Here is a 25,437-nt window from a genome sequence, read left to right on the forward strand (position 1 = left end):
CTATGTTAAGTATTAAAGATCTAAAGGTTAGCATTGAAGATAAAGAGATCCTGCGCGGACTGGACCTCGAGGTAAAGCCGGGTGAAGTTCACGCCATCATGGGACCAAACGGTTCAGGGAAAAGTACCCTGTCTGCCACTCTGGCAGGACGTGAAGAGTATGAAATCACCGGCGGAACGGTGAACTTTAAGGGCAAAGATTTGCTGGAACTCTCCCCGGAAGATCGTGCCGGTGAAGGGATTTTTATGGCGTTCCAGTATCCGGTAGAGATTCCTGGCGTCAGCAATCAGTTCTTCCTGCAGACGGCAGTGAACTCCGTGCGCAAATACCGTGAGCAGGAAGCGCTGGATCGTTTTGATTTCCAGGACTTCATTGAAGACAAAATTCAGCTGCTGAAAATGCCTGAAGATTTGCTGACCCGCTCAGTGAACGTAGGCTTCTCAGGCGGCGAGAAAAAGCGTAATGACATCCTGCAGATGGCCGCGTTGGAACCTGAACTGTGCATTCTTGATGAAACGGACTCCGGGCTGGATATCGATGCCCTGAAAACCGTGGCTAACGGCGTTAACACGCTGCGTGATGGCAAACGTGCCTTCATTATCGTTACTCACTACCAGCGTATTCTGGATTACATCAAACCAGACTTCGTGCACGTACTGTATCAGGGCAAAATCGTTAAATCCGGTGATTTCTCGCTGGTGAAACAACTGGAGGAGCAAGGCTATGGCTGGCTTACCGACCAGGAATAGTGATCATGCCCTGCAGCAGTGGCATCACTTGTTTGAAATTCAGGGCGACCGTTCCCTGCAGGCGCAGCAGCACTGGCAACAGGTGCTGCATTTAGGCTTGCCAGGACGTAAGCAGGAAAACTGGAAATACACGCCGCTGGAAGGGCTGCTGGATAATCAGTTTACTGCTCCGGCTGCACCTGTGCTGAATGCCGGGCAGGTTAAGGCGCTGGCGCTGGACATTGACGCGGTCAAAATGGTCTTCGTTGATGGCCGCTTCAGTGCTGAGCTCAGCGACAAGGTTTTTGATCTGTTTGATATCCAGATTTCTCAGGCTGGAGATCGTCGTGAAATGAACGCACCGGTTCAGCCGGAAGTGTTCCTGCATCTTACCGAAAGCCTGGCAGAAGAGGTCACCACCATTCGCCTTGCCCGGGGTAAGTCGGCTGCCCGTGCCTTGTATATGCTGCATATCAGCAGCAGCGCACCGGCCGGGATGAACACCACGCATTACCGTCATCATCTGCAACTGGATGATGGCGCGGAAGCGACGGTTATTGAGCACTACGTCAGCCTGAATGACGCCAGCCATTTCACCGGCGCGCGCTTTACGGCAACCGTGGGTAACAATGCCCGCCTGAAGCATTACAAGCTGGCTTTTGAGCACAACAGCAGTTACCACTTCTCGCATAACGATCTGGTTATTGAGCGTGACGCCAATGTCCAGAGCCACAGCTTCCTGCTGGGTGCGGGTCTGACCCGCCATAACACCAGCGTGCAGCTGAATGGTGAAGGTACGGAGTTGGGTATTAACAGCCTGATGCTGCCCGTAGAGAAAGAAGTCTGCGACAGCCGTACTTATCTTGAGCACAATAAAGGTCACTGCCAGAGCCGCCAGCTGCATAAAACCATCGTGCGTGATAAAGCCCGTGCGGTGTTTAATGGCATGATTACCGTTGCTAAGCATGCACTGAAAACCGACGGACAGATGACCAACAACAACCTGTTGCTGGGCCGCCTGGCCGAAGTGGATACCAAGCCACAGCTGGAAATCTACGCGGATGACGTGAAGTGCAGCCACGGCGCGACCATTGGCCGCATTGATGATGAGCAGATGTTTTATCTTCGCGCCCGTGGGATTGGCGAAGAGTCTGCACAGCGCATGATTATTTACGCCTTTGCTGCAGAACTCACTGAAGCGATTACGGATGAAGTGCTGAAAGAAGCGGTGATGCAGCGGATTGCCCAGCGTTTCCCCGGAGGCATTAAATGAGTTTTGACCTGACACGCGTCAGGGCTGAATTTCCCGTTCTGGCGCGAGAAGTGAATGGCCAACCGCTGGCCTATCTTGACAGCGCCGCCAGCGCCCAGAAGCCGCAGGTGGTGATTGATGCGGAAAGCCATTTTTATCAGCATGGCTATGCCGCTGTTCACCGGGGTATTCATACCCTGAGTGCTGAAGCGACCACAGAAATGGAAAACGTGCGCACCCAGGCTGCGCGTTTTCTGAATGCGGCATCCCCTGAGGAGATTGTCTTTGTAAAAGGCACCACCGAGGGGATCAACCTGGTAGCCAGCAGCTGGGGCGGAAGCCAGTTGCAGGCTGGTGATAACATTATCATCACCGAGATGGAGCACCACGCCAATATCGTTCCCTGGCAGATGGTGGCTAAACGCACAGGGGCTGAAGTCCGCTTCATCCCTCTGACCGAAACCGGTGAGCTGGATCTTACCGTGTTACCTTCGCTGATCGACAGCCGGACCCGCGTGCTGGCTCTTACCCATGTTTCTAACGTGCTTGGCACGATTAACCCGGTAAAAGAGATCATTGCTCAGGCAAAAGCGGCCGGTGTGGTCACGCTGATTGATGGTGCGCAGGCGGTGATGCATGAAAAAGTCGACGTGCAGGATCTGGACTGCGACTTTTACGTCTTCTCAGGCCATAAGATTTACGCTCCGTCGGGGATTGGCATCCTGTATGGCCGCAAAGCGCTGCTGGATCAGATGCCGCCGTGGGAAGGGGGCGGATCGATGATCGCCACCGTCAGCCTGACGGAAGGGACTACCTTTGCCGCAGCGCCCTGGCGTTTTGAGGCTGGTTCCCCTAATACCGGCAGCATTATCGGTCTGGGGGCTGCACTGAGCTGGGTTTCGGCGCTGGATCTGGATGTTATCTACGAGCGGGAGCAGGCGCTGATGCGTTATGCTCTGGATAAGCTGGCCTCAGTTCCCGACCTGGTCATTTACGGGCCGCAGAACCGTGCTGGCGTTATCGCTTTTAATCTGGGCAAGCATCATGCCTACGATGTGGGCAGTTTCCTCGATCAGTATGGTATTGCCATTCGTACTGGCCACCACTGTGCCATGCCGTTAATGACCCACTACGGCGTGCCGGGGATGTGCCGTGCCTCCTTCGTTCTCTATAATAGCGAAGAAGAGGCTGACCGCCTGGCGGCTGGCCTGACCCGTATACACCGCCTGCTGGGCTGATTTCGCCTGGCGATAACGGAGGAACGAATGGCAACCTTGCCAGAGAAAGAAAAACTGGTCCGCAACTTTACCCGTTGCGCGAACTGGGAAGAGAAGTACCTGTACGTGATCGAATTGGGTGCAATGCTTCCAGAATTGTCTGAATCCCTGCATCAGCCGGAGAACACCATTTCCGGCTGTCAGAGTCAGGTCTGGATCCTGATGGACACCAATGAAAGTGGTCAGGTGATCCTGAAGGGTGACAGCGATGCTGCCATCGTTAAAGGATTGATCGCCGTGGTCTTTATTCTCTATCAGAAGATGACTCCGGCAGAAATTCTGGCCTTTGATGTCCGCCCCTGGTTTGAACAACTGGCGCTGACCCAACATCTGACGCCATCCCGTTCTCAGGGTCTGGAAGCGATGATCCGCGCCATCCGTTACAAAGCGCAGTCCCTCTCACAGGGCTAAGTTGCTACACTTCTCGACAGGCTTCCCGCTTCGCTGGCGGGAAGTTTCTTCATCCTAACCGAGAAACCCGCATGAAACCCTTGTCTCCTCTTGTCACCTTATTCCTTACGCTGCTTGCCACAACCTGTTCTGCCCTTGCCACTGAATATCCTCTGCCGGCAGAAAACAGTCGTCTGATTGGCGAGAACACCACCTTTACTGTTCCTGAGGATGGTCGTTCGCTGGAGGCAATTGCCGCGCACTATAAAATTGGTCTGTTAGGCATGCTGGAAGCAAACCCCGGCACCGATCCCTGGCTACCCAAAGCCGGAACCCGGTTGACTATTCCTACCCAAATGCTGCTGCCGGATACCAAAAGGGAAGGGATTGTGGTGAACGTGGCTGAACTGCGGCTCTATTACTATCCCAAAGGCGAGAACAAAGTCATTGTTTATCCTATCGGGATTGGCCAGCTTGGCGCGAACACGCCGCCAATGGTCACCAGCATCAGCCAAAAAATCCCCAATCCTACCTGGACTCCGACACCGAATATTCGTAAACGCTACGCCGCCGAGGGTAAAACCCTGCCGGTGACGGTGCCCGCTGGGCCGGACAACCCTATGGGGCTGTTTGCCATGCGTCTGGCCTATGGCAAAGGGCATTACCTGATTCATGGCACGAATGCCGATTTTGGCATCGGCATGCGCGTCAGTTCAGGCTGTATCCGTTTGCGACCGGACGATATTGAGGCGTTGTTTACCAGCGTGCCCAAAGGCACCCGGGTTCAGATTATCAATCAGCCGCTTAAATATGCCGTGGAGCCTGACGGCAAACGCTATCTTGAAGTGCATCAGCCGCTGTCACACAGTGAAAATGACGATCCTCAGACCATGCCTCTGGCTTTGACCCCTGCGGGTAAAAAGTTTGTTAAAAGCGAGCACAGTGATGCAGAGATAGCGAAGCAGGTTATTGCACGCCGTTCAGGCATGCCGGTGCTGGTGAATACGGGAGAGCCGGTAAGTGATAACACGCCAATGCCTGCTGTGATGCAACAAAACGATTCTGAGGCCCCTTCAGCTCAACCTGCCACTGTGACTCAGGCAGAGGTCCAAAGCCCGCAGAATTGAATCTGACGCGTTCAGATGAGTGATATGTGTTACGGCAACGAATAACAGAAACGCGTTAGTTAAAAACTAACACCTGAGGCTTAGCAAGGAAGCTAACAGGGATGTATACGGAAAGGGGGAGAATGGAAGCCAGAGGGCAGGGAAACACTGATTCTGCATAAAAAAATGGCGCACAATGTGCGCCATTTTCATAACCAGAACTCTTACTTACGGTAAGAGTGAGCCTGGTTGTCCAGACGCTGGTTAGCGCGAGCTGCGTCATCTTTAGCAGCCTGAACGTCAGAACGCATTGCGTTCACGTCGTTGCTCAGCTGGTCAACTTTAGCGTTCAGAGTCTGAACATCGGTAGACAGCTGGTCGATTTTAGCGTTGCTTGAGCAACCAGCCAGCAGAGTTGAACCCAGAATTACCGCGCCCAGTACCAGTTTAGTACGATTCATTATTTATACCCTCTAGATTGAGTTAATCTCCATGTAGCGTTACAAGTATTACACAAAGTTTTTTCTAATGAGAATAAATTTTTGATGAGAACGTGCTTAAATATGATCGTTCGCTCAAAGATGCACCGACTTTCCAGTTTTAACCAAAAAAATTAGCGAAAACAGATGGGTTTAATCGGACCCATTATCATTTTTCAGGAAATTGAATAGTTAATTTCGATTGGAAATTTTATGAAAGCAGGTTACTCAAGTTGTAAAAAAAGCGCCACTCAGGGCGCTTTTTGACTTCAGGGCATAAACTTCTGTTACAGCACGTGCACTGAGGCGGTATTGGTGGTTCCGCTTGGTACTAATGCACCAGAAACCATCACCACCACATCACCCTTCAGACCATAGCCACTGGCGATAGCCGCTTCTTTACCCAGACGATAGAAATCGTCGGTTGAGGCGATTTCATTGACTACGGAAGTGATGATGCCTTTGCTCAGCAGCAGCTGGCGTGCAGTCTGTGCATTGGTAGTCAACGCAAGTATAGTCGCGTTCGGGAAGTATTTACGTACAGACTTGGCTGATTTACCGCCTTCGGTCGCGACCACAATCAGTGGTGCTTCCAGATTTTGTGCGGTTTCAACAGCACCGCGGCAGACAGCCTCGGTGATGCGCATCTTGCGGTTGTCCTGCTGAGAGTCAATACGGCTCTTCATTACGCGGTCGGTACGCTCGCAGATTGTGGCCATGATGGTCACAGATTCCAGCGGATACTTTCCTTTAGCGCTCTCGCCAGACAACATAACGGCATCAGTGCCGTCAAGAATGGCGTTGGCCACGTCACCCGCTTCTGCACGAGTAGGGCGCGGGTTTTTGATCATTGAGTCCAGCATCTGGGTCGCGGTGATCACCACTTTACGGGCGCGGTTACATTTTTTGATCATCATCTTCTGTGCGAAGATCACTTCTTCAACCGGGATCTCAACGCCCAGATCACCACGAGCGACCATGATGCCATCAGAGGCTTCAAGGATCTCATCGAAGTTATTCAGACCTTCCTGGTTTTCGATTTTGGAGATGATCTGAATGTGTTCGCCACCGTGCTTTTTCAGGTGATCGCGAATTTCCAGAACGTCTGAACGTTTACGGATAAAGGAAGCCGCCACAAAATCCACGCCTTGCTCACAGCCGAAGATCAGATCGCGCTTATCTTTTTCAGCCAGCGCTGGCAGCTGGATGGAAACGCCTGGCAGGTTAACGCCTTTGTTCTCGCCCAGATCACCGTTGTTCAGCACTTTACAGACCACGGTGTTTTCGTTCACTTCCGTCACTTCCATACCGATCAGGCCATCATCGACCAGCACGGTATTACCGATTTTCAGATCGGCAGTAAAACCCGGGTAAGTAACGGCAACACGTTCGGTGTTACCAATCACTGACTGGTCGGTGGTGAAAGTAAAGGTCTGGCCAGCTTTCAGGGAGGCGTCATTGCCACCTTCCAGTTTCATGGTGCGGATTTCAGGGCCTTTTGTATCCAACAGGATAGCCGCCTGATGGCCTGATTTGCTCATTACGGAACGCAGATTAGAGATACGTTTACCGTGCTCCTCGTAATCACCGTGGGAGAAGTTAAGGCGCATTACGTTCATGCCCGCATCAAGCAGGTTGGTCAACATCTCTTCAGATTCGGTTTTTGGGCCGATGGTACAAACAATTTTGGTCTTTTTCATGACGAGTTATCTATTAAGTTGTGATGGATGAGAAATACGAGATCCCGGAGGCTGATAAGCACCGGATAAGAATGCGTGCCGGATTGGCGAATTGCGATACAGAGTAAGAATAGGTGACTGTGATAAAGCGTGCAGGGGAAGTTGAGACGCGGTTTCAGCGCAAGCGCAATCATGGGTTGCGCAACAAGCTATCGTTTTTGCTAAAGGGTCAACCATACGCTGAAACCATTCAAGTGAAACAACGTCACGTATTATAGTCGTTCAGCAGGCGAATACCAATTAAAAAGCAGTGAGGGAGGGGGTAAAGGTTGTGGCAGATCAGCTTGTTGCAAAAAATGTCGGGCAGGGAGGCTTAGGATTAAACTCAGGAAGACGAGATGGTGCGTTCAAGAGGACTCGAACCTCCGACCCCCACCATGTCAAGGTGGTGCTCTAACCAACTGAGCTATGAACGCAAAACTATTGGTGCGTCCGAGTGGACTCGAACCACCGACCCCCACCATGTCAAGGTGGTGCTCTAACCAACTGAGCTACGGACGCACTGTGGTGCGTTCAAGAGGACTCGAACCTCCGACCCCCACCATGTCAAGGTGGTGCTCTAACCAACTGAGCTATGAACGCTTACCGTTGCTGTCTTGGTAACAGCGGGGACGAATATTAACGACAGCCTCAGCACCTGGCAAGCGGAAATCGTCTTTTTTCTTGGTGATTGCTGCGCATCTGTGCGAAGCGCAGCAATTTTGAGCATGGGCGGCTGAAAACCGCCGTAAAATTAATGTGCTGCACGCGCCAGAATCACTTCCGATGGCTGGCGCTGCAGACGTCTCATCCGCCATACCATCATGACTGCAGCCGAGGTCAGGCCAATAATAAAGCCTGTCCAGAACCCAGCCGGGCCCATAGGCGGCACAACCCAGTCGGTCAGCGCCAGAATATAGCCACTGGGTAATCCCAAAACCCAGTAAGCAATAAATGTAATGAAGAAGATCGAACGCGTATCTTTGTAACCCCGCAGAATACCGCTACCGATAACCTGAACAGCATCGGAGAACTGGTAGATGGCTGCCAGCAGCATTAACTGGGCGGCGAGGGTGATGACTTCCGGGTTATCAGTATAAAGCCGCGCAATAGACTCGCGGAAAGTCACAGTGAATACAGCTGTCAATAAAGCCAGGCAGATGCCCACAGCCTGTGCGGTCCAGGCCGATACTCTTGCGGCCTCGGTGGATCTCTGGCCAAGACGATAGCCAACGCGAATGGTGGTGGCCACCCCCAGTGAAAGCGGCAGAACGAACATCAGCGAGCTGAAATTTAAGGCGATCTGATGGCCGGCTACTTTGACTATGCCCATTGGTGAAACGAGCAACGCCACTACCGCAAACAGGGTGACTTCAAAGAACAAAGCCAGTGCCACCGGCAGGCCAAGCTGGACTAAGCGCACCAGCGTGGCGCGATCGGGGCGGCTGAAACGCTCTGTCAGTCGAATATCCCGCATTGAAGTGGCACGACTCATCCAGTATTTCATTGCGGCAAACATCACCCAGTAAACCGAAGCCGTCGCGACGCCACAACCCACGCCGCCCAGCGCGGGCATGCCAAAGTGCCCATAAATAAAGATGTAATTCACCGGAATATTAACCAGCAGGCCAATAAACCCCATCACCATACCGGGCTTGGTTTTGGAAAGCCCTTCGCACTGGTTACGGGCAACCTGGAAAAACAGATAGCCAGGCGCTCCCCAGAGCAGGGCATGGAGATAGCCAACCGCAATTTCGGCCATACGTGGATCAACATTATGCATAGAGCGGATCATATACCCGGCGTTATAAAGCACCACCATGATCAGCACTGACACTATCGCTGCAAGCCAGTATGCCTGACGTACCTGAAAGGCGACCCGATCTCGTCGACCGGAACCGTTATATTGCGCAACCACGGGCGTAAGTGATAACAACAGGCCATGACCGAAGAGAATGGTAGGCAACCATACGGAAGTGCCTACGGCAACGGCAGCCATATCCGTGGCGCTGACAGCGCCGGCCATAATGGTATCAACAAAGCCCATGGATGTTTGCGCAACCTGCGCAAGGATCACCGGGATTGCCAGCGCTAATAATTGACGCGCTTCTGTCAGGTACTTCTGCACACATACACCTGTAAGTTTTATAGGAAGAGGAAAGCGCCGTAAAAGCAAAAAACGTTATTTATGCGCTCAGACAGCAGGGCAGGCCGCTCAGTGTAATGATCGCAGTGTAAATAGCCAATGATTCGCCTTTAAAAAAGCTCTTTGTGTCACGAGAATAGTGGGGCTGCATTTGGATTTATCCCGTCGCCAGGGCAAACTAGAGCAAGAATTTTTACTTGTGAGGCCAGAATTATGTTTACCGGTATTGTGCAGGGCACCGCTGAAGTATTGGCGATTGAAGAGAAGCCGAATTTTCGTACGCATATTGTCCGACTACCGGCAGAAATGTTGCCAGGTCTGGAACTGGGAGCCTCTGTTTCTCATAATGGCTGCTGCCTGACAGTAACGGAAGTGCAGGGCAATCGGGTGAGTTTTGATCTGGTTAAAGAAACTCTGCGGATCACCAATCTGGGTGATTTAAAGGTGGGCGATACGATAAACGTTGAGCGCGCGGCTAAATTCAGCGATGAGATTGGCGGGCATTTAATGTCCGGCCATATCATGACCACTGCCGAAATCAGTAAAATAGTGACGTCTGAGAATAACCGCGAAATCTGGTTTAAACCTCAGGATGCGCTGCAGATGAAATATATTCTGCATAAAGGTTTTATCGGTATTGATGGTATCAGCCTTACCGTGGGGGAAGTGACCAGAACCAAATTCTGCGTCCATCTTATTCCTGAAACGCTGGCACGCACCACGCTGGGCGCTAAACGGCTTGGCGAAAGAGTGAACATCGAGATCGATCCGCATACCCAGGCTATTGTGGAAACCGTGGAGCGTGTTCTGGCGCAGCGGGAAGCTGCCTTACTGGCCGCTGCAGAGCCAGAATCGCATAGATAAACCGGATGAAAAGGCCGACAACATGCCGGCCTTAACCTTCACTGATTCAGTGAGGCACCCGTAGACCGCCTTCAATCCCGTGGGTAAAGACCACCTGCCAGAGCTGAATATCGCGAGCGCGAAAAGCACCTGCACAGGCATTCAGGTAATAAACGAACATCCGTTTAAACCGCTCGCCGTAATTCTCAGCCAGCTGGGGCCAGGCGGCAAGAAAGCGCTGATGCCAGGCCATTAATGTGGTGTCGTAATCCTGACCAAAGTTATGCCAGTCTTCCATCACGAAATGCGGTTCATGCGCCTCAGCAATATGGCGAATTGAAGGCAGGCAGCCGTTGGGGAAAATATATTTATTTATCCAGGGATCGACATGTTCATTGGTGGTATTAGCGCCAATAGTATGCAGCAGGAAAATCCCATCAGGTTTCAGATTACGGTTTACCACGTCAAAATAGGTGGCGTAATTCTTGGGACCCACGTGCTCGAACATTCCGACCGACACAATGCGATCGAACTGTTGATTAAGGTCGCGATAATCCTGCAGAAGAATAGTGGCATCCAGGCCTTCACACCGCTGCTGGGCCATTTTTTGCTGTTCAGCAGAAATAGTCACGCCAACGACGCTGACCCCATAATGGTGGGCGGCAAATTCAGCCAGCCCACCCCAGCCGCAGCCGATATCCAGCAAAGTCATACCCGGCATTAATTGCAGCTTATCGCAGATCATTTTTAATTTAGCGGTTTGCGCCTGCTCAAGGGTTTCTGCTTCTTTCCAGTAACCGCAGGAATACTGCATATGGGAATCCAGCATCAGTGAGAAAAGGTCATTACCCAGATCGTAATGTTCTTTACCCACTATCCACGCCCGCTTGCGTGATTGCAGATTGGTTAACCGGGCTGCAGCAATTCTTAGCGTATCTTTGAAATGGTGAGGGAGCTGCTGGTCAAGTTTGGCCTGCAAAACATGCTGGAAAAAGATATCCAGCCGCTCGCACTCCCACCAGCCATCCATATAGCTTTCACCCAGCCCCAGCGAACCTTCCTGTATGACGCGTTTGAAAAACGCCGGATTGGTGACCTTGATATCCCAGGGGCGCGTGCCATTCATTTCAATATCAGCGTTGCGCAACATCTCCTGAACGATTCGGTACCACTGATTTTCTTCAAGGCTCGCTTCTTCTATAATCGATGAACTCATAGCTTCCCCATCACTCTGTGTGATTGAAACCTGAGAAATAGAATAGACAATTTCTACAGGGTTTGAGAACACGCACGGCTTTCCCGTGCGCCTGAAATCCGGCGTTACAGAGAATTGATTTGAATACCTGCAGAGTTGCGCAACGAACGTTGCGCAAAGAAAATGCTGACCACCCTGTCAGGATAAAAAAAGGTTGTAACCTGTTGTTTTTTTGATGCCTGAAAGGAGTATATGCTCACGTCAGGCAATATTCAATTGATTATTGTTAGGATGCTAATCAATTGATTTGACGCCTTAATGACCGTTATGACTGCCCGCCAGCGCCAGCTTTTCAGACTTCACCCGTTGTAAAATATAGCCGATACCCACCAAAACAACAGTGGATCCCATCACCAGGGAGGTGGTCAGCAGTGACGTGGAGATAAAAGCAGAGACTATCATGCTGGCAACGCAGCATAACCCCAGCTGTAACGTGTTCTGCAGAGCTGCGGCCTTACCACTGGACTCCGGAAAGGGCAGTAACGCATTCGATACCACTACCGGATAAATCGCTCCGTTCGCCAGTGCAATTCCACAGAAAGGTATGAGCAATCCATACAGTGAAGGGGTATCCCTCTGCGCAGCAATAAAGAAGGCCAGAATACTCAGCGAGTAAACCGCAATCAGCCAGGGAAGCAGTGAATGCCCTTCGGTACGTTTAAGCAGTGAGCGGCAGCCATAACCTCCGATCAAAAAGGCCAGAGTCTGAGGAACATAGCTCAAACCGATATCGCCCGGCGACATACCCAGCGCACCCAAAATAAAAGGGGACCCCGTCAACCAGGCGAAAAAGCTGGCCGAACAGGCGGAGTAAATCAAAACGTTGCCGGTGAAAGCCGGGGATTTCAGCAGACTGAAAAAACCGGTTGCTGAAACCGGTGCAGCAGGGTTTTTCTTCCCGGAGGAGGCTATGAAGAGCGTGGAAATCAGCAATACCACCGCCACCAGCATCAGCGTAAGAAAAATGACCCGCCAGCTAAAGTGATTCAACAACCACGCGCCAAGCAGCGGCGCAAGAGCAGGAGAGAGCGCTACCAGCGGCATAATAGAGGCAAAGACACGGTTAGCCTGCGTCGCAGGATAGCGATCCACTACCAGCGCCTGCCAGGTTACAGCCGCCGCACAAATCCCCACTGCCTGGATGAAACGCAGCGCCAGCAATAGGGTTGCAGATTCCACCCACCACATAGCAGCACAACTCACCGCAAACAGGCTCAGCCCCATCAGTAAAACCGGCTTGCGACCGATGCGATCTGACAGCGGCCCCCAGAACAACTGGGCACTGGCGAAGCCCGCGAGAAACAGGCTGAGGCTGGCGCTGATTGCGCCTGCGTCTGTTTGCAGGTCCTGCTGCATGGCGCCGAAAGCGGGCAGGTACATATCGGTGGCGAGAAAACCGGCAATGCTTAGCAGCGCGAGGTAGACAATGAATCCTTTAGCGGGCATGAGTAGCTCTTTTATTCAGATGAATGAAACGCCGCAGAGTGTAATCGCGTGCCCTTTATGTTGTGAAACGGTAATATTTGCAGGTTGCGTTCAAAAATATTGCAGGCAGATTATGTGGTCAGAACATTCTCTTGAAGTGGTTGATGCAGTGGCGCGTAGCGGCAGTTTCACCGCAGCAGCAGCTGAGCTGCATCGCGTGCCTTCAGCCATCAGTTATACCGTCCGGCAACTGGAAGAGTGGCTGGCCGTTCCGCTGTTTGAGCGCCGTCACCGGGATGTGGTATTAACCGCAGCCGGCGCGGTGTTCATCCAGGAGGGGCGAAGTGTTATCAAAAAAATGCTCGCCACCCGCCGTCAGTGTCAGCAGGTCGCCAACGGCTGGCGGGGGCAGATAAATATCGCCGTGGATCGCATAGTTAAGCCCCGGCGCACACGGCAGTTAGTGGTCGATTTTTACCGCCATTTTCCGGACATGGAGCTGCATCTTTCTGCGGAGGTGTTTAATGGTGTCTGGGATGCGCTGGCAGATGGCCGTGTGGATGTCGCTATTGGTGCCACTCAGGCTATTCCGGTGGGTGGACGTTTTGCCTTTCGCAATATGGGCGCGTTGAACTGGCGTTGCGTGGTGGGGGCCGGGCACCCGCTGGCTGCATTAACGGGTGAGGTCAGTGAGGAAGCTATCCGGGAATGGCCCTCGCTGGTGATTGAGGACACCTCCCGTGCCTTACCTAAAAGAACCACCTGGACGCTGGATAATCAGCGTCGTCTGGTGGTGCCGGAATGGGAAAGCGGCTTCGACTGCCTGCTGGCCGGGCTTTGCGTGGGGATGGTCCCGGGTCATTTCGCACGCCCCCTGTTACAAAGCGGCGCGCTGCATGAGTTAACGCTTGAGACGGCGTTTCCCGACAGTCCCTGTTGCGTAAGCTGGTCTGAACAACAGGCCTCGCCCGCATTGAGCTGGCTGCTGGACTACCTGGGTGAAAGCGACACCTTAAACAGTGAATGGCTGCGCGAGGATAATTCAGCAGGCGACAGCGTCGGTTAGCGTCGATAGTCCAGGAAGGGGCCATCTGCTACTGAACGGCGTTCAATCAATGATGGATGAACCTCTATGGTCTGCGGATCTTCGCGCTTGCTGGTGATACGGTCCAGCAACATATCAAAAGCCGTTTCGCCCAGGCGTTCTTTAGGCTGATGGACGGTGGTCAATGCCGGTGTGAAATAGCGGGCGTTGCGCACATTGTCATAACCGATCACGGAAATGTCCTGGGGCACGCGTAAGCCCAGCTCATCTGCAGCACAAATCGCGCCCATTGCCATGACGTCGCCACCACAAAATACTGCCGTGGGGCGCTGCTTCTGCGATAAAATTTTCTGCATGGCCTGATAACCGGACTCAGGTTCAAAATCTCCCTGAACCAGCCACTCCGGGCGCAAAGTTATGCCTGCTTCTGACAAAGCCTTCAGAAAACCAGCATGGCGACCCCCGCCCGTATTGCGTTCCAACTGGCCAGGGATCACGCCAATATCACGGTGCCCGCGGTCAATCAGGTAACGCCCGGCCAGATAGCCACCCTGAAAAGCGTTATCCAGAACGGTATCGGTGAAGTCGCCACGGGATTCACCCCAGTCCATGACGACCATCGGTATATTGCGATGCTCTTCCAGCATCCTGATCAGAGGTTCAGGATATTCGGAACACATCACCAGCAGGCCATCCACACGCTTCTGCGCCATCATGGAGAGATAGGCCTGCTGCTTTTGCAGTTCGTTATGCGCATTGCCCAGGATCAACGTATAGCCTTTGGCAAAACAACGATTCTCTATGGCTTCAATAATTTCAGCAAAATAGGGCGCTTCGCTGGACGTTGCCAGCAGCCCGATAGTTTTAGTGTGATTCACTTTGAGACTGCGGGCCACGGCGCTGGGTGAATAGTGAAGCGCCTTGATTGCGGCCCATACTGCTTCACGTGTCTCTTCTGCGACGAAACGCGTCTTGTTAATAACATGCGATACGGTGGTGGTAGACACGCCTGCCTGTCTGGCCACATCTTTTATCGTTGCCATGAAATAGCTACTCCTGCGCTTATCTTAACTTGATGATAAGTCTGTTGTTAATCGTTTGCCTGGTAAGGATGAAAATCTGACGTCATACGACGTTTTTTTGATGCTTACGGAGACGTCAGAAAGGAAAGGGGATTGCCTGCCGACCGCGGAACGCCACAAGGCGCGGGCCGTTGCGCAACAAAAAAAGGATTCTAACAAGGCTGAGCAGAGAAAACGAGATTTTTACTGACAAGTATGGGAAAATCAATGACACCATTAATTGTAGGGTTATTCAGGAGCACATATGGACACCGATCTGAAGTTATCGTTAATGACCACGCTGGGAGCACTGCTGGTCATTATTGCTTTCAGCTTTACCGCCGTTATGCATTAAACCTTCAGGGGCCGATTGCCCGGCCCTTGTTTTCAGCGCTTAACGAATCGTTTTTGGCGTCATCACCCGGCGGGCACCAATGTAGTGACGCTGCCAGTAATCTTCGCCCAGCGCGCTGACCTGAATATCTTTGCCCGTACGCGGAGACTGGATAAACTTCCCACCGCCCAGATAGACACCAACATGATCTGCCGTGCCCCGGCCATTGATGCGGAAGAAGACCAGATCGCCTTTTTCCAGTTCATCCCGTTTGATGTTAGCGGCATCACGCAGGTGATACATCTCGTTCGCCGTTCGCGGGATTTTAAACTTCACTAAATCTTTATAGGCATACCAGACCAGCCCACTGCAATCAAAACCGGTTTTAGGTGAAGTCCCACCCCACTGATAAGGTTTACCCAACTGGCCCATCAGCTTGGTCATCGCCGTTTCGCGTGCTTTCTGGTAGCGGGCACGGTGAGCTTTGCTCAATTTAAGCGGGGCAGAAAGCGAGCCTGCGGTCAGCTCTTCAGATTTTTTAATTATTTTGCCACGACGCCCGTAGCGTTTTTTCTCATCGTGCAGCGCAGTTTTCTTTTTATATTTGCCGGCGGTGAGGGTAGTTGTCTGCTGAGGGGCTTTCTTTTTAAGCCGGGGCTTATTAGCGGTAACGTCGCGGGGTTTCTTGCTGGTGGACTCTTTAACTTTTTTGGTAGCGCTGGTTTTTACCGTCCGGCGTTTACGTCGCTCATCTTCGCGGGCAGGGGTGGCGGCATCTGCTTTATGGTGATTTGCATTAACAGGCGCATGTGGCGATGCGTGCGCCATGTTAAAAAACAGCTGGGCAAAGGCCAGCATGAAAAGCGTGATGAGTAAACGCATCGTTACCATTAACCATTTGTGCTCAGGCGGGTGGCCGGAACGCGTCAGAAACAGGGGATTCTGCTTTTCAGCAGGGACATTTCGCAATTCTAATCTAACTTATTAACAAAAGGTAAGGTCTTTTTTGTTTCAATGATACAGAACAAGTAAAACCTGTAAAAATAAGCTGAATCAGCTGGTTATCTGCGCAATCATAAGGCTTATCTTAATGATTAATCCGACGAAAACAGCAGCAAAATGTTACTTTATTGTTCAGTGGGCAGGTTTTCAGGTTCGCCGGCGCATCATCCTGCTGAAAATGTCGTTTTCATCAGAGGGACAGAGTCGCTACAATAAATAGACACGAAGTATCCGTTTAAGGAAGCCATTTATGAGTACTATTGAGAAAATTGAGCGCCAGATAGCAGAAAACCCGATTCTGCTCTACATGAAAGGTTCACCAAAACTGCCAAGCTGTGGCTTTTCTGCCCAGGCCGTTCAGGCACTCTCTGCCTGCGGCGAGCGTTTTGCCTATGTAGATATTCTGCAGAACCCGGAAATTCGTGCTGAGCTGCCAAAATACGCCAACTGGCCAACCTTCCCGCAGTTATGGATTGATGGTGAGCTGGTCGGTGGTTGCGACATCATCATTCAGATGTATCAGCAGGGCGAACTGCAGCAGCTGATCAAAGAGACAGCTCAGAAATACCCTTCTGACGCTGCTGAATAAGCGGCAGTAAAATAAAAAAGGCGGAGATGCAAATCTCCGCCTTTTTTTACGCTTCGTTTTCCGCATCTTCCGGCAAAGGTAATGGCCAGCCACCCAAACGCTTCCACCTGTTAACCAGTTCGCAGAACAGGTCTGCGGTTTGCACCGTATCGTACAGGGCAGAGTGAGCCTGAGAACTGTCAAAAGCCATTCCCGCTGCGGCGCAGGCTTTAGCCAGCACGGTCTGACCCAATACCAGCCCGCTTAATGCAGCAGTATCAAAGGTGACGAAGGGGTGGAAAGGGTTACGTTTCAAACCCGCACGCTCAGCGGCAGCGTTGGTGAAATTGAGATCGAAGGTTGCATTATGGGCCACCATAATCGCGCGGTTGCAGCCATGATCTTTAAGGCCTTTGCGTACCATCTTGAAAATAGCATGCAGGGCTTCATATTCACTTACCGCGCCGCGCAGCGGATTGGCAGGGTCTATGCCGTTAAAGGCCAATGCTTCAGGTTGCAGAACGGAACCTTCAAACGGCTCTACGTGGAAATGGAGCGTTTCATCCTTCTCCAGCCAGCCATTCTCATCCATTTTCAGGGTGACGGCGGCAATTTCCAGTAATGCGTTGGTCTTCGCATCAAACCCGGCGGTTTCCACATCAATCACTACCGGATAAAAACCGCGAAAACGGCTGCTGAGGGCGTTCAGTTCGTTCGATTCAGACATCAGGATCTCATTGGCGAAAAAATGCAGCGCGCATTATGGCAAATTTCACCGCGAGATGCAGCAGGGGAAGGGAGGTGTCCACCGGACACCCCTGAAAAAATTAAGCACCCAGGCCGTGGCCAGCGTGTTTGTTCTCAATCAGTTCAATTTTGTAGCCATCCGGATCTTCAACAAAGGCAATGATGGTGGTGCCGCCTTTAACCGGACCCGCTTCACGGGTGACGTTGCCACCGTCAGCGCGGATGCGGTCACAGGTTGCTGCCACATCATCAACACCCAGCGCGATATGGCCATAGGCATCGCCCAGATTGTAGCTGTCCACACCCCAGTTGTAGGTCAGCTCAATCACTGCACCTTCGCTCTCTTCGGTGTAGCCAACAAAGGCCAGAGTGTATTTATATTCGGTGTTTTCGCTGGTACGCAGCAGGCGCATGCCTAAAACTTTGGTGTAAAAATCTACGGAGCGTTGCAGATCGCCAACGCGAAGCATGGTGTGAAGTAAGCGCATAACATCCTCTTGGTAAAAAGCGTCATCATCCGATGACGAGTAAAAAAATTAAGTATAGCGATGATTTTACTGCAGGGCAGCCCCTGAGGGCTAAGAATCCCGGCTGAAAGCAAGAACAGAAAAGGCCGCGCACTGCGCAGCCTGGTTTCAACGCTCAGGGTAAATTAACCCGCAAGCGTAGGATAGTCGGTATAGCCTTCAGCGCCACCGCCGTAGAACAGCTCAGGACGCTGCTCATTCAGGGGGGCTTTTATGCGGAAACGCTCAACCAAATCGGGGTTGGCAATAAACACGCGGCCAAAGGCAGCAGCGTCAATCAGCCCTTTTTCGATCAATTCTTCAGCTTTTTCTGCGGTATAAGCACCAGCGCCGATAATCACGCCCGGATACGCAGCGCGGATAGCTTTACGGAAAGCTTCGCTGTAGGGCTTACCACCGGCCCAGTCCGGTTCTGAGATGTGCAGGAAGGCCAGATTACGTTTTGCCAGTTCCGTGATGTAGTAGAGTGCTGCTGCTTCCTGATCTTCGCCATTGTCCAGGCCGTTGAACGGTCCCAGTGGCGAAATGCGGATGCCGATACGGTCGGCACTCCAGCCATCGATCGCTGCATCAACCACTTCCAGGGCGAAACGGGTACGGTTTTCAACGCTGCCGCCGTAAATGTCAGTGCGCTGGTTTGACGCCGGAGAGAGGAACTGATGGATCAGATAGCCATGTGCGGAATGCAGTTCAACAAGATCGAAATCGGCTTCACGGGCGTTAATCACGGCCTGACGGAAGTCATTAACCACCTCTTTGATTTCATCCAGCTCAAGCGCACGCGGCGTGGAGGTCGCTTCACGGATCGCCTGGCCCTGCTCATCACGCAGCGAGGTGCGCGTTTCAGCATTGATGGCCGAAGAGGAAACGGGGGCTTTACCTTCAGGCTGCACGCTGGTGTGGGAGATACGGCCTGTGTGCCAGAGCTGCACGGCACTGTGACCGCCGTTGGCATGAATACCGTCGTTGATATTTTTCCACGCAGCAATCTGTTCGGAAGAGTGCAGGCCCGGCGCACCGGCATAGCCCTTGGCCTGGGCAGAGATTTGTGTCGCTTCGCTGATGATCAACCCGGCACTGGCGCGCTGGCTGTAATATTCAGCCATCAGCGGCGTAGGGACATCACCCGGTTCAATACTGCGCAGGCGAGTGAGTGGCGCCATTAATACGCGGTTAGGAACGGTGATCGCACCCATTTTTAACGGGGTAAACAGCTTCTTCAATTCCATTACTTACTCCTGGTAGACCGGTCGACTAGTAACTGAGTTTTTTTTAACGTGGCTCTGGCAGCATACGGTTCATCTCCTGCCACGCGTTCACCAGCGGTGTGCTGTCACGGGAGATTTTGCTTTGCAGACTGGCACCAAGCCACAGCATATAAAGATTTTGTGCACAGGCATGAGGGGTATTTTCAAGCTTCAGCGACCCCTGTTGCACAGCGCGTTCCAGTGCGGATGTCAGCGTGGCGATCAACGCCTTAGAACCGGCATCCAGAGCGATGCGCATAGGTTCGGAGAGATCGCAAACTTCAGCAGACAACTTCACTGACAGACAACCGGCGAATGAGCTTTCCTGACAGAAAGTATTCAACGATTGCTGATAATAGTCGAGGACACGTTGACGCTGATTGCCCTGATGATCGCCAAGCCAGTGACTGAAGCGTTGGTGATAAACGGCAAAATAACGTTCAAGCATCGCTACTCCAAACGCCTCTTTCGAAGGGAAGTAGTGGTAAAACGACCCTTTAGGCACCTCTGCTACTTTCAGCAGTTCGATCAATCCCATACCGTTAAAGCCGCGCTGGATGCACAGCTCTTCTCCGGTAAGCAGGATATGTTCTCTGGTATCAAAGCGGGGTGTTTTCATACCGGGTACAGTACCAGACCGATCGGTCTGGTACAAATCTCATGGCTCAGGTCTGGCACGATTTGATCATATCCAGCGCGGGTTGATACTCACTGGTCTGCACATTCATCATTCCCAGCAGGGTATGGAAAATATTGTCCTGCGAGACTGACTGGGTTTTTGCCGCAGTATGCATACAGCCCTGATTTATCCCAAAAGTGCTGGCATAATCCGGCGACATCCACAGCAACAGGGGGATGTGCGTCTGCTGAGTGGGCGCGAACAGATAAGGGGCACCGTGCAGATACATGCCATGTTCACCCAATGACTCTCCATGATCGGAAAGGTAAACAAGTGCAACATTGAATTTACCGCTCCAGGATTTCAGCAGGCTGATGGTGTCGTGCACCATAGAATCGGTATAGAGAATCGAGTTGTCATAGGTGTTCACCAGCGCCTGATGATCGCAGTCCTGGATCTGGTTGCTGTCACAGGTCGGCGTGAACTTACGCTCTTCAGCAGGATAGCGCAGATAGTAAGCCGGGCCATGACTGCCCATCTGATGCAACACAATCACCGTATCGTCTTTCACACTGTCGATGTAATTATTCAGGCGATGCAGTAAAACATCATCCAGGCAGTAGTCACTTCTGCACAGTTCGCTGACTTTCCATTTAGTCATGTCCGTGTGTGGCACGCGGTCGCAGGCGCCTTTACAGCCGCCGTCGTTCTCACGCCACAGCACATTCACGCCGGCATGCGCCATGACATCCAGAACGCCTTCCTGGTGATGCGCGAGGTTGGCGTCATAATGCGTTCGGGGCATATTAGAGAACATGCAGGGTACCGAAATGGCCGTCTCTGTTCCGCAGGAAGTGGCATTCGGATAATAGATGACGTTATCCGTTTTCAGCCGGGGGTTGGTTTCTCTGGCGTAACCGCCCAGGGAAAAGTCCTCTGCCCGGCCCGTCTCTCCCAGCACAAATATCACCAGCGTTTTCTTTTTCTCTGCGCTGATTAGTGGCCCTTTATGGGCGTCCAGCCCAATTTTTACCAGAGTCTGATCGCCGGCAAACCAGCGACTATCTGCATAGTGGCCCACGCCGCTGACCACGTTGGCCGGAGTGATCATCTTGACCAGACCCTTATTGTTACGCACCAGCGAGGCATAATCTTTATAAAATAACGCGGCAACCAGCAGGATAATGACCACAGCGGCCAGCGCTGTTACCACACGTCGGGCAATATTCATCCACCAGGGACGATTAGTGTTGATTTTGACTACAGCAATAATAATGGCAGGAATTACCCCCGCTACTGTCATCCACAGCAGATAATGCAGGCTGAACAGGGAGGTGGCTTCCTGAGCATCGGTTTCGAACACGTTCTGGATCATGTTGGTGTCGATAACGGTGCCAAAGCTGTAAATAAAATAGTTTGCCGCCACGCTGATAAGCAGCAAAATGATTAGCAGCGGTTTACGAATCCACGGCAGGGCGAAGAGATTAAACAGGAATAAAAAAGCACTGAACAGCACAACAGGCAGCGTTGCAGCAAACAGAGTATCCCGGAACGAAGTATAGGGAATCGTCTCCCAGGCGCGCATTAAGAACACGGCATTCAGGATAAAGGTAAAGAAAAGCGCAGCGAAGATGTTAAAAGCGGGCTCGTTACAACGTAACTTTATCACAGGTTTCATGGCTGACCATTAATGAATAATTCAGCGTTCAGGATAGCGAGACAACCTTAGTGAAACCTTAACCTCTCCTCAACATTACGAAATGAAGTTCTGCTCATATTTAACTAAAAGTTTCGACAGTTACAGCGCCAGTACCGGAAAGGATGAGCAAATATTGCCCAACAGACTTGCGGGCAGCCAATAACCGATCTTCAATAGAGTACAGATATTCCATCAGGAGGGGCGGTGGCAGAACAACTTGAGTTTTTCCCGGTGCCCAGTCCCTGTAAAGGGATCTGTCAGGCAGATGAACGGGGATATTGTCGCGGCTGTATGCGAAGCCGTGACGAACGCTTTAACTGGATGAAATTTACCGATGCGCAAAAGCGGGAGGTTATCCGCCTTTGTCACCGGCGTTTTCTTCGCCTGCAACGGGCCAGCAAAGCCGATATTCCCGACGAGCCAGAGCAACCTGAATTGTTCTGAAGCGGGTACGCTTCCGGCCAGGCTTTACCGTAAAGATGCGTCAGCCAGCGCATTTTTTCAGGCATTTTTCCCGAAACTGACCAGACTTAAGGCTCTACTCTGGGAAGAATAATGAAGGAGAGTGTATGAAACGCTTAACCGTACTGGTGCTGTTACTGGCCGCAGGGGGCATCGCTCATGCAGCCAGTGAAAAGGTTGAAATGAAGCTGGCTACACCTCAAGGGGCTGGTCAGAGTCTGGGCATGATAACCCTTGAAGAAACGCCCTATGGCGTAACCTTTACCCCCGATTTGAAATCCCTTCCTGCTGGCATTCATGGTTTTCATGTGCACGCTAATGGCAGTTGTGAACCTCAAACCAAAGAGGGTAAAGTCGTGCCGGCTGGCGCTGCGGGAGGCCATCTGGATCCGGACAAGACCGGCAAGCATCTGGGGCCCTGGCAGAACGGGCATCTCGGTGATTTGCCAGCATTATTTGTCACTGATGACGGCATGGCAACCTATCCCGTGCTGGCACCGCGAATCAAAAAGCTGTCAGAAATTAAAGGCAAAGCGCTGATGATTCATGTCGGCGGCGACAACCATTCCGACAGCCCTTCACCGCTGGGCGGCGGGGGCGATCGGTTTGCCTGCGGCGTAATCTGACGGGGTCAGGCGCTGACGGAGCGAGCTTCTTCCGGCAGCGCCTGCTGAAGTTGTGACAACGAACAAAACAGTCGCCAGATAATCCCGGCCAGCTCTGTTTCCTGCCCGCGGCCTTCCGCTGCGAGCGAGGTCACCATCTCCTGTAATTCATCCAGCGTTTCAGTCAGTGAACCCTGGTGTATTCCGCGCTCGCTGATAATCCGGTGCAGATCCCGCAGCGTGGCATCCCGCATTCCAGCCAGCGTGGCAGAATCGGTGTGCCATTCCCGAAGCTGCCAGACAATATGTGAACAGTTCAGCAGCACAACTCCCCAGCGTAACAACCACAGTCGGGCCCGATCGTCACTACTGCTATTTAACTGATTTACCCGGTGATAAATCAGCGATTCAAAGCTGCTCTGGCTGAGATGTGGGTGGCGGCTCAATTGATCAAGAAATTCCCGCCGCAGCGCCCGGATATGCCTGCGACCCCGGCGTTTATCAGAACCCGGGCGCAGGATCTGGAAAGCCAGCCACGCCAGCATCACGCCACAGACTTTGGCCAGATTATCATTCAGAAAGGTTTGGTAGTCATAAGTGGGAGGATTGGTCACCGCCAGAAAAGAGCCGCCGAAGACAATCAGCTGCGCCCAGAGGCTGGCCCGCTTTTTCTGTTGCAGTTTGAAAAGTTGCAGTGTGATAAGCAACGGGAACAGGAAAATCAAAAACTGCCACAGCACGCTGACCTGCACCATCAGGCCAAATTTAATGATAAAGCTGAAAACTGACAGCAGCACGAGGGTCTTCAGCAGCAGTGAAACGCTGCTGGTGGGAGAGGGAACCGACGAGTAAAGCACGCAGCTGATTGCCGCCAGCGTGATTGCCGCTTCGCCGGAATCCCACTGCGTGGTGATAGTGAACGCGCAGCCCAGCATAATAACGACGAAGGTGCGTAGGGCGCTCCAGCTGGCCTCAGTACTGTCCGCATGGCGGGCAAGAGCAGGCACTCTGGGAGGAGAAAGGCTGGTATCAGCGTCAGCACGTTCAAACAGGCGCAGCCAGCGGCTGATATTCAGATAAAGCCAGCAAAAATAGCGTAACCGGTGCCAGAAAGCCTGATGCCGGAAATCGGTTTTATCCTGAGGAGCCGCCGCGCTGAGGATCTGCGCCAGCCGGTATTTATTACAGTCACTTTTGGCCAGCTCGCTCAGTAACGCCTGCAGGGTGCTGAACAGTACCTCGGGCGGATTGGGCCAGTTGAGCAGCATCCGACGCAGGCTTGAGATAACGCTGGTCAGCCGAAGCTGCTGGTGCAGCACATAATTGAGCAGGTTGTTCTGACGACGGAAACGATAGTGGCTCCAGAATGCCTGGATGCGCAGCAGGTTCATGGTCAGAATCTGGCTGATGACGCTCTCATGTGCGCTGCGTACGTTGTCTGTGGTTTCACGCTGGAGCAACAGACTGGCGTGCTCAAGCAACCGCGTATGCATCTCTTTTAACGAGGTGATCAGCGTGTCGCCATCGGAGGTACTGGGCAGGATCATCATCATCAGACCGCCACACAGGATCCCGGAGATCACCTCGCAGACTCTGGCCTGCGTAATGTCCCACAGCTCGTTGATGTCGGTGATGTTAACTGAGGTAAAAGCAATGATGGCGGCGGTATACCCAGCCAGAGAGAAAGCGTAAGCGACATTATTTTGATAATGGTTGGCGACCCAGGTGCAAAGCGCCAGCCACGCAGACATAGCCAGCGCAAACAGCCAGGGTTCGTTAAGCGTGTGGCCGGCAATGAGCAGGGCAGCGCTGGCGCCCAGCAGACTGCCGGCGATGCGCCCTAAACTTTTACTGATGACGCCACCCACGGTAGGAAAACTCACTACCGCTGCGGAGGTCATTGCCCAGTAAGGCTCATCGAGTTGCAGACCATAAGCGATGCTCAGAGCCAGGCACATAGCGATGCTGTTGCGTAAGGCATAACGCCACTGTGCACCCGTGGCTTTTATCCAGGGCAGGTTCTGCCACTCCAGCCAGCGCAGGTTCATGGCTGGATGGACAGGGTGCAGGTTGTCCCGGCTACCAGCGACAGATCGTCCGGCACGCCGGTCAGGCGAATACGCACCGGCACCCGCTGAGCAAGGCGAACCCAGGGCACATTAGGTTTGATATCCGGCACCAGGCCGCTGTCGGTTTCCACGCTCTGGTCATAGATCGCCCGGCCAATGCTCTCCACTTCGCCATGAAGTTCACGATTATCACTGTAAAGCCGGATGGAAGCTTTATAGCCCGGACGAATATGACGCAGCTTGGTCTCCTCAAAATAGCCCATGACATAAAATGAATGGCTGTCGACCAGGGCGAAGAGGGGCGTGCCGCTGGTAGCGTAATTGCCCGGCCGCACCTCAAGATTACTTATCCAGCCATCAACAGGGGCGGTGATTTTCGTCTGGGAGAGATTCCATCGGGCCTGGTCCAGCCCGGCCTGGGCTGCTTTTTCTGCCGCTTCCATCGCTTTGGCGCTGAGGTTTGCCGCATCCAGATCTTCTGCAGAAATCACATTCCGTGGCAGACTCTGGCGACGGTGTGCCTCATGCTGTGCTTTCAACAGGTCCGACTGGGCTTTGGCGAGTTGAGCCCCGGCATTAAGCACGGCAATCCGGAAAGGCTCATCATCCAGCACCAGTAATGGTGTGCCTTTAGTCACAAACTGATTATCCCTGATCGGCAGTTGCTCAATGCGGCCAGAAACCTGCGGCGTAATACTGACCAGTTCGGCGCGGACTTTGCCATCGCGCGTCCAGGGAGACTGCATATAGTAATTCCACAGCCACCAGCCGGCAGCCAGGGCAGCAGCAAAGAAAATCACCGTAGAGAAGTATTTTAACGTGCTGAATTTCAT

Annotated in this window: 25 protein-coding genes and 3 tRNA genes; 11 read left to right on the forward strand and 17 right to left on the reverse strand. The window is 52.5% G+C overall.

The window, feature by feature from the left end:
• Positions 1-2 precede the first annotated feature (2 nt).
• The 5 genes from sufC to VRC33_RS09830 all read left to right on the forward strand — a co-directional run bounded on the left by sufC (position 3) and on the right by VRC33_RS09830 (position 4,774).
• On the forward strand, positions 3-749 hold the full coding sequence (gene sufC, locus VRC33_RS09810; RefSeq protein ID WP_338563279.1) for a Fe-S cluster assembly ATPase SufC: 747 nt from the start codon (positions 3-5) through the stop codon (positions 747-749).
• Positions 724-2,001, forward strand: coding sequence for a Fe-S cluster assembly protein SufD (gene sufD, locus VRC33_RS09815; RefSeq protein ID WP_338563282.1), 1,278 nt, complete (start codon positions 724-726; stop codon positions 1,999-2,001). The genes sufC and sufD overlap by 26 nt, the downstream gene beginning before the upstream one ends.
• Entirely contained in the window at positions 1,998-3,218 is a 1,221-nt protein-coding gene (gene sufS / locus VRC33_RS09820; RefSeq protein WP_338563284.1) for a cysteine desulfurase SufS, read from the forward strand. Before sufD ends, sufS begins: the two co-directional genes overlap by 4 nt.
• A gap of 27 nt (positions 3,219-3,245) precedes the next feature.
• Positions 3,246-3,668, forward strand: coding sequence for a cysteine desulfuration protein SufE (gene sufE / locus VRC33_RS09825; RefSeq protein WP_338563287.1), 423 nt, complete (start codon positions 3,246-3,248; stop codon positions 3,666-3,668).
• Between the two features lie 71 nt (positions 3,669-3,739).
• On the forward strand, positions 3,740-4,774 hold the full coding sequence (locus tag VRC33_RS09830) for a L,D-transpeptidase family protein (RefSeq protein WP_338563289.1): 1,035 nt from the start codon (positions 3,740-3,742) through the stop codon (positions 4,772-4,774).
• Between the two features lie 203 nt (positions 4,775-4,977).
• Here VRC33_RS09830 and VRC33_RS09835 read toward each other — a convergent pair whose 3' ends face one another.
• From VRC33_RS09835 to VRC33_RS09860, 6 genes are all read right to left on the reverse strand, one after another.
• Positions 4,978-5,214, reverse strand: coding sequence for a major outer membrane lipoprotein (locus VRC33_RS09835; RefSeq protein ID WP_013201929.1), 237 nt, complete (start codon positions 5,212-5,214; stop codon positions 4,978-4,980).
• A gap of 305 nt (positions 5,215-5,519) precedes the next feature.
• A complete protein-coding gene (gene pykF / locus VRC33_RS09840) occupies positions 5,520-6,932 on the reverse strand; it encodes a pyruvate kinase PykF (RefSeq protein ID WP_338563293.1) in 1,413 nt (470 codons plus the stop codon).
• Between the two features lie 378 nt (positions 6,933-7,310).
• A tRNA-Val gene (locus VRC33_RS09845) sits at positions 7,311-7,387 on the reverse strand.
• 8 nt (positions 7,388-7,395) lie between these two features.
• Positions 7,396-7,472 (reverse strand) — tRNA-Val (locus tag VRC33_RS09850).
• A 4-nt stretch (positions 7,473-7,476) separates the two neighbouring features.
• Positions 7,477-7,553 (reverse strand) — tRNA-Val (locus tag VRC33_RS09855).
• Positions 7,554-7,704: 151 nt separating this feature from the next.
• Positions 7,705-9,078 carry an MATE family efflux transporter gene (locus tag VRC33_RS09860; protein WP_338563295.1) on the reverse strand — a complete coding sequence of 458 codons (1,374 nt, stop codon included), beginning with the start codon at positions 9,076-9,078 and terminating at the stop codon, positions 7,705-7,707.
• 231 nt (positions 9,079-9,309) lie between these two features.
• Between VRC33_RS09860 and VRC33_RS09865 the strand changes: the two genes are divergently transcribed.
• Positions 9,310-9,960 (forward strand): riboflavin synthase subunit alpha, encoded by a 651-nt coding sequence (locus tag VRC33_RS09865; RefSeq protein WP_338563298.1) that lies wholly within the window; start codon positions 9,310-9,312, stop codon positions 9,958-9,960.
• Between the two features lie 46 nt (positions 9,961-10,006).
• On the opposite strand, the gene cfa is transcribed toward VRC33_RS09865, so the two are convergent.
• Together cfa and punC are read right to left on the reverse strand one after the other, a co-directional pair.
• Entirely contained in the window at positions 10,007-11,155 is a 1,149-nt protein-coding gene (gene cfa / locus VRC33_RS09870; RefSeq protein ID WP_338563301.1) for a cyclopropane fatty acyl phospholipid synthase, read from the reverse strand.
• Between the two features lie 294 nt (positions 11,156-11,449).
• Positions 11,450-12,640 (reverse strand): purine nucleoside transporter PunC, encoded by a 1,191-nt coding sequence (punC, locus tag VRC33_RS09875; protein WP_338563303.1) that lies wholly within the window; start codon positions 12,638-12,640, stop codon positions 11,450-11,452.
• A gap of 112 nt (positions 12,641-12,752) precedes the next feature.
• On the opposite strand from punC, the gene punR reads away from it, so the two are divergent.
• Positions 12,753-13,685 (forward strand): DNA-binding transcriptional activator PunR, encoded by a 933-nt coding sequence (gene punR, locus VRC33_RS09880; protein ID WP_338563306.1) that lies wholly within the window; start codon positions 12,753-12,755, stop codon positions 13,683-13,685.
• Here the strand turns inward: punR and purR are convergent.
• Entirely contained in the window at positions 13,682-14,707 is a 1,026-nt protein-coding gene (gene purR, locus VRC33_RS09885; RefSeq protein WP_338563308.1) for an HTH-type transcriptional repressor PurR, read from the reverse strand. The genes punR and purR overlap by 4 nt on opposite strands.
• A gap of 283 nt (positions 14,708-14,990) precedes the next feature.
• Here purR and VRC33_RS09890 point away from each other — a divergent pair, with 283 nt between their 5' ends.
• Entirely contained in the window at positions 14,991-15,080 is a 90-nt protein-coding gene (locus VRC33_RS09890; protein ID WP_338563310.1) for a YnhF family membrane protein, read from the forward strand.
• Positions 15,081-15,119: 39 nt separating this feature from the next.
• Here VRC33_RS09890 and VRC33_RS09895 read toward each other — a convergent pair whose 3' ends face one another.
• Positions 15,120-15,941, reverse strand: coding sequence for a C40 family peptidase (locus VRC33_RS09895; RefSeq protein ID WP_338563313.1), 822 nt, complete (start codon positions 15,939-15,941; stop codon positions 15,120-15,122).
• Positions 15,942-16,311: 370 nt separating this feature from the next.
• On the opposite strand from VRC33_RS09895, the gene VRC33_RS09900 reads away from it, so the two are divergent.
• The gene (locus tag VRC33_RS09900) at positions 16,312-16,650 is read left to right on the forward strand and encodes a Grx4 family monothiol glutaredoxin (protein ID WP_338563315.1); all 339 of its coding nucleotides are present in this window, start codon (positions 16,312-16,314) and stop codon (positions 16,648-16,650) included.
• Between the two features lie 46 nt (positions 16,651-16,696).
• On the opposite strand, the gene rnt is transcribed toward VRC33_RS09900, so the two are convergent.
• The 5 genes from rnt to eptA all read right to left on the reverse strand — a co-directional run bounded on the left by rnt (position 16,697) and on the right by eptA (position 21,447).
• Positions 16,697-17,356 (reverse strand): ribonuclease T, encoded by a 660-nt coding sequence (gene rnt, locus VRC33_RS09905; RefSeq protein WP_338563317.1) that lies wholly within the window; start codon positions 17,354-17,356, stop codon positions 16,697-16,699.
• Between the two features lie 100 nt (positions 17,357-17,456).
• Positions 17,457-17,864, reverse strand: coding sequence for a lactoylglutathione lyase (gene gloA, locus VRC33_RS09910; protein WP_338563320.1), 408 nt, complete (start codon positions 17,862-17,864; stop codon positions 17,457-17,459).
• A 164-nt stretch (positions 17,865-18,028) separates the two neighbouring features.
• Positions 18,029-19,132 carry an alkene reductase gene (locus tag VRC33_RS09915; RefSeq protein WP_338563323.1) on the reverse strand — a complete coding sequence of 368 codons (1,104 nt, stop codon included), beginning with the start codon at positions 19,130-19,132 and terminating at the stop codon, positions 18,029-18,031.
• Between the two features lie 43 nt (positions 19,133-19,175).
• Entirely contained in the window at positions 19,176-19,769 is a 594-nt protein-coding gene (locus tag VRC33_RS09920; RefSeq protein WP_338563325.1) for a TetR/AcrR family transcriptional regulator, read from the reverse strand.
• Positions 19,770-19,815: 46 nt separating this feature from the next.
• Positions 19,816-21,447 carry a phosphoethanolamine transferase EptA gene (gene eptA / locus VRC33_RS09925; protein WP_338563328.1) on the reverse strand — a complete coding sequence of 544 codons (1,632 nt, stop codon included), beginning with the start codon at positions 21,445-21,447 and terminating at the stop codon, positions 19,816-19,818.
• Positions 21,448-21,672: 225 nt separating this feature from the next.
• Between eptA and VRC33_RS09930 the strand changes: the two genes are divergently transcribed.
• Positions 21,673-21,912: a DUF1289 domain-containing protein gene (locus tag VRC33_RS09930; RefSeq protein ID WP_338563329.1), complete on the forward strand. Its 240-nt coding sequence runs from the start codon at positions 21,673-21,675 to the stop codon at positions 21,910-21,912.
• A gap of 125 nt (positions 21,913-22,037) precedes the next feature.
• A complete protein-coding gene (sodC, locus tag VRC33_RS09935; protein WP_338563330.1) occupies positions 22,038-22,556 on the forward strand; it encodes a superoxide dismutase [Cu-Zn] SodC in 519 nt (172 codons plus the stop codon).
• Between the two features lie 5 nt (positions 22,557-22,561).
• On the opposite strand, the gene VRC33_RS09940 is transcribed toward sodC, so the two are convergent.
• Both VRC33_RS09940 and VRC33_RS09945 read right to left on the reverse strand, forming a co-directional pair.
• Positions 22,562-24,583 (reverse strand): FUSC family protein, encoded by a 2,022-nt coding sequence (locus VRC33_RS09940; RefSeq protein WP_338563333.1) that lies wholly within the window; start codon positions 24,581-24,583, stop codon positions 22,562-22,564.
• Positions 24,580-25,437: an HlyD family secretion protein gene (locus VRC33_RS09945; RefSeq protein WP_338563335.1), complete on the reverse strand. Its 858-nt coding sequence runs from the start codon at positions 25,435-25,437 to the stop codon at positions 24,580-24,582. The genes VRC33_RS09940 and VRC33_RS09945 overlap by 4 nt, the downstream gene beginning before the upstream one ends.

Source organism: Erwinia sp. E_sp_B01_1 (genome assembly GCF_036865545.1).
Classification (GTDB): Bacteria; Pseudomonadota; Gammaproteobacteria; order Enterobacterales; family Enterobacteriaceae; genus Erwinia.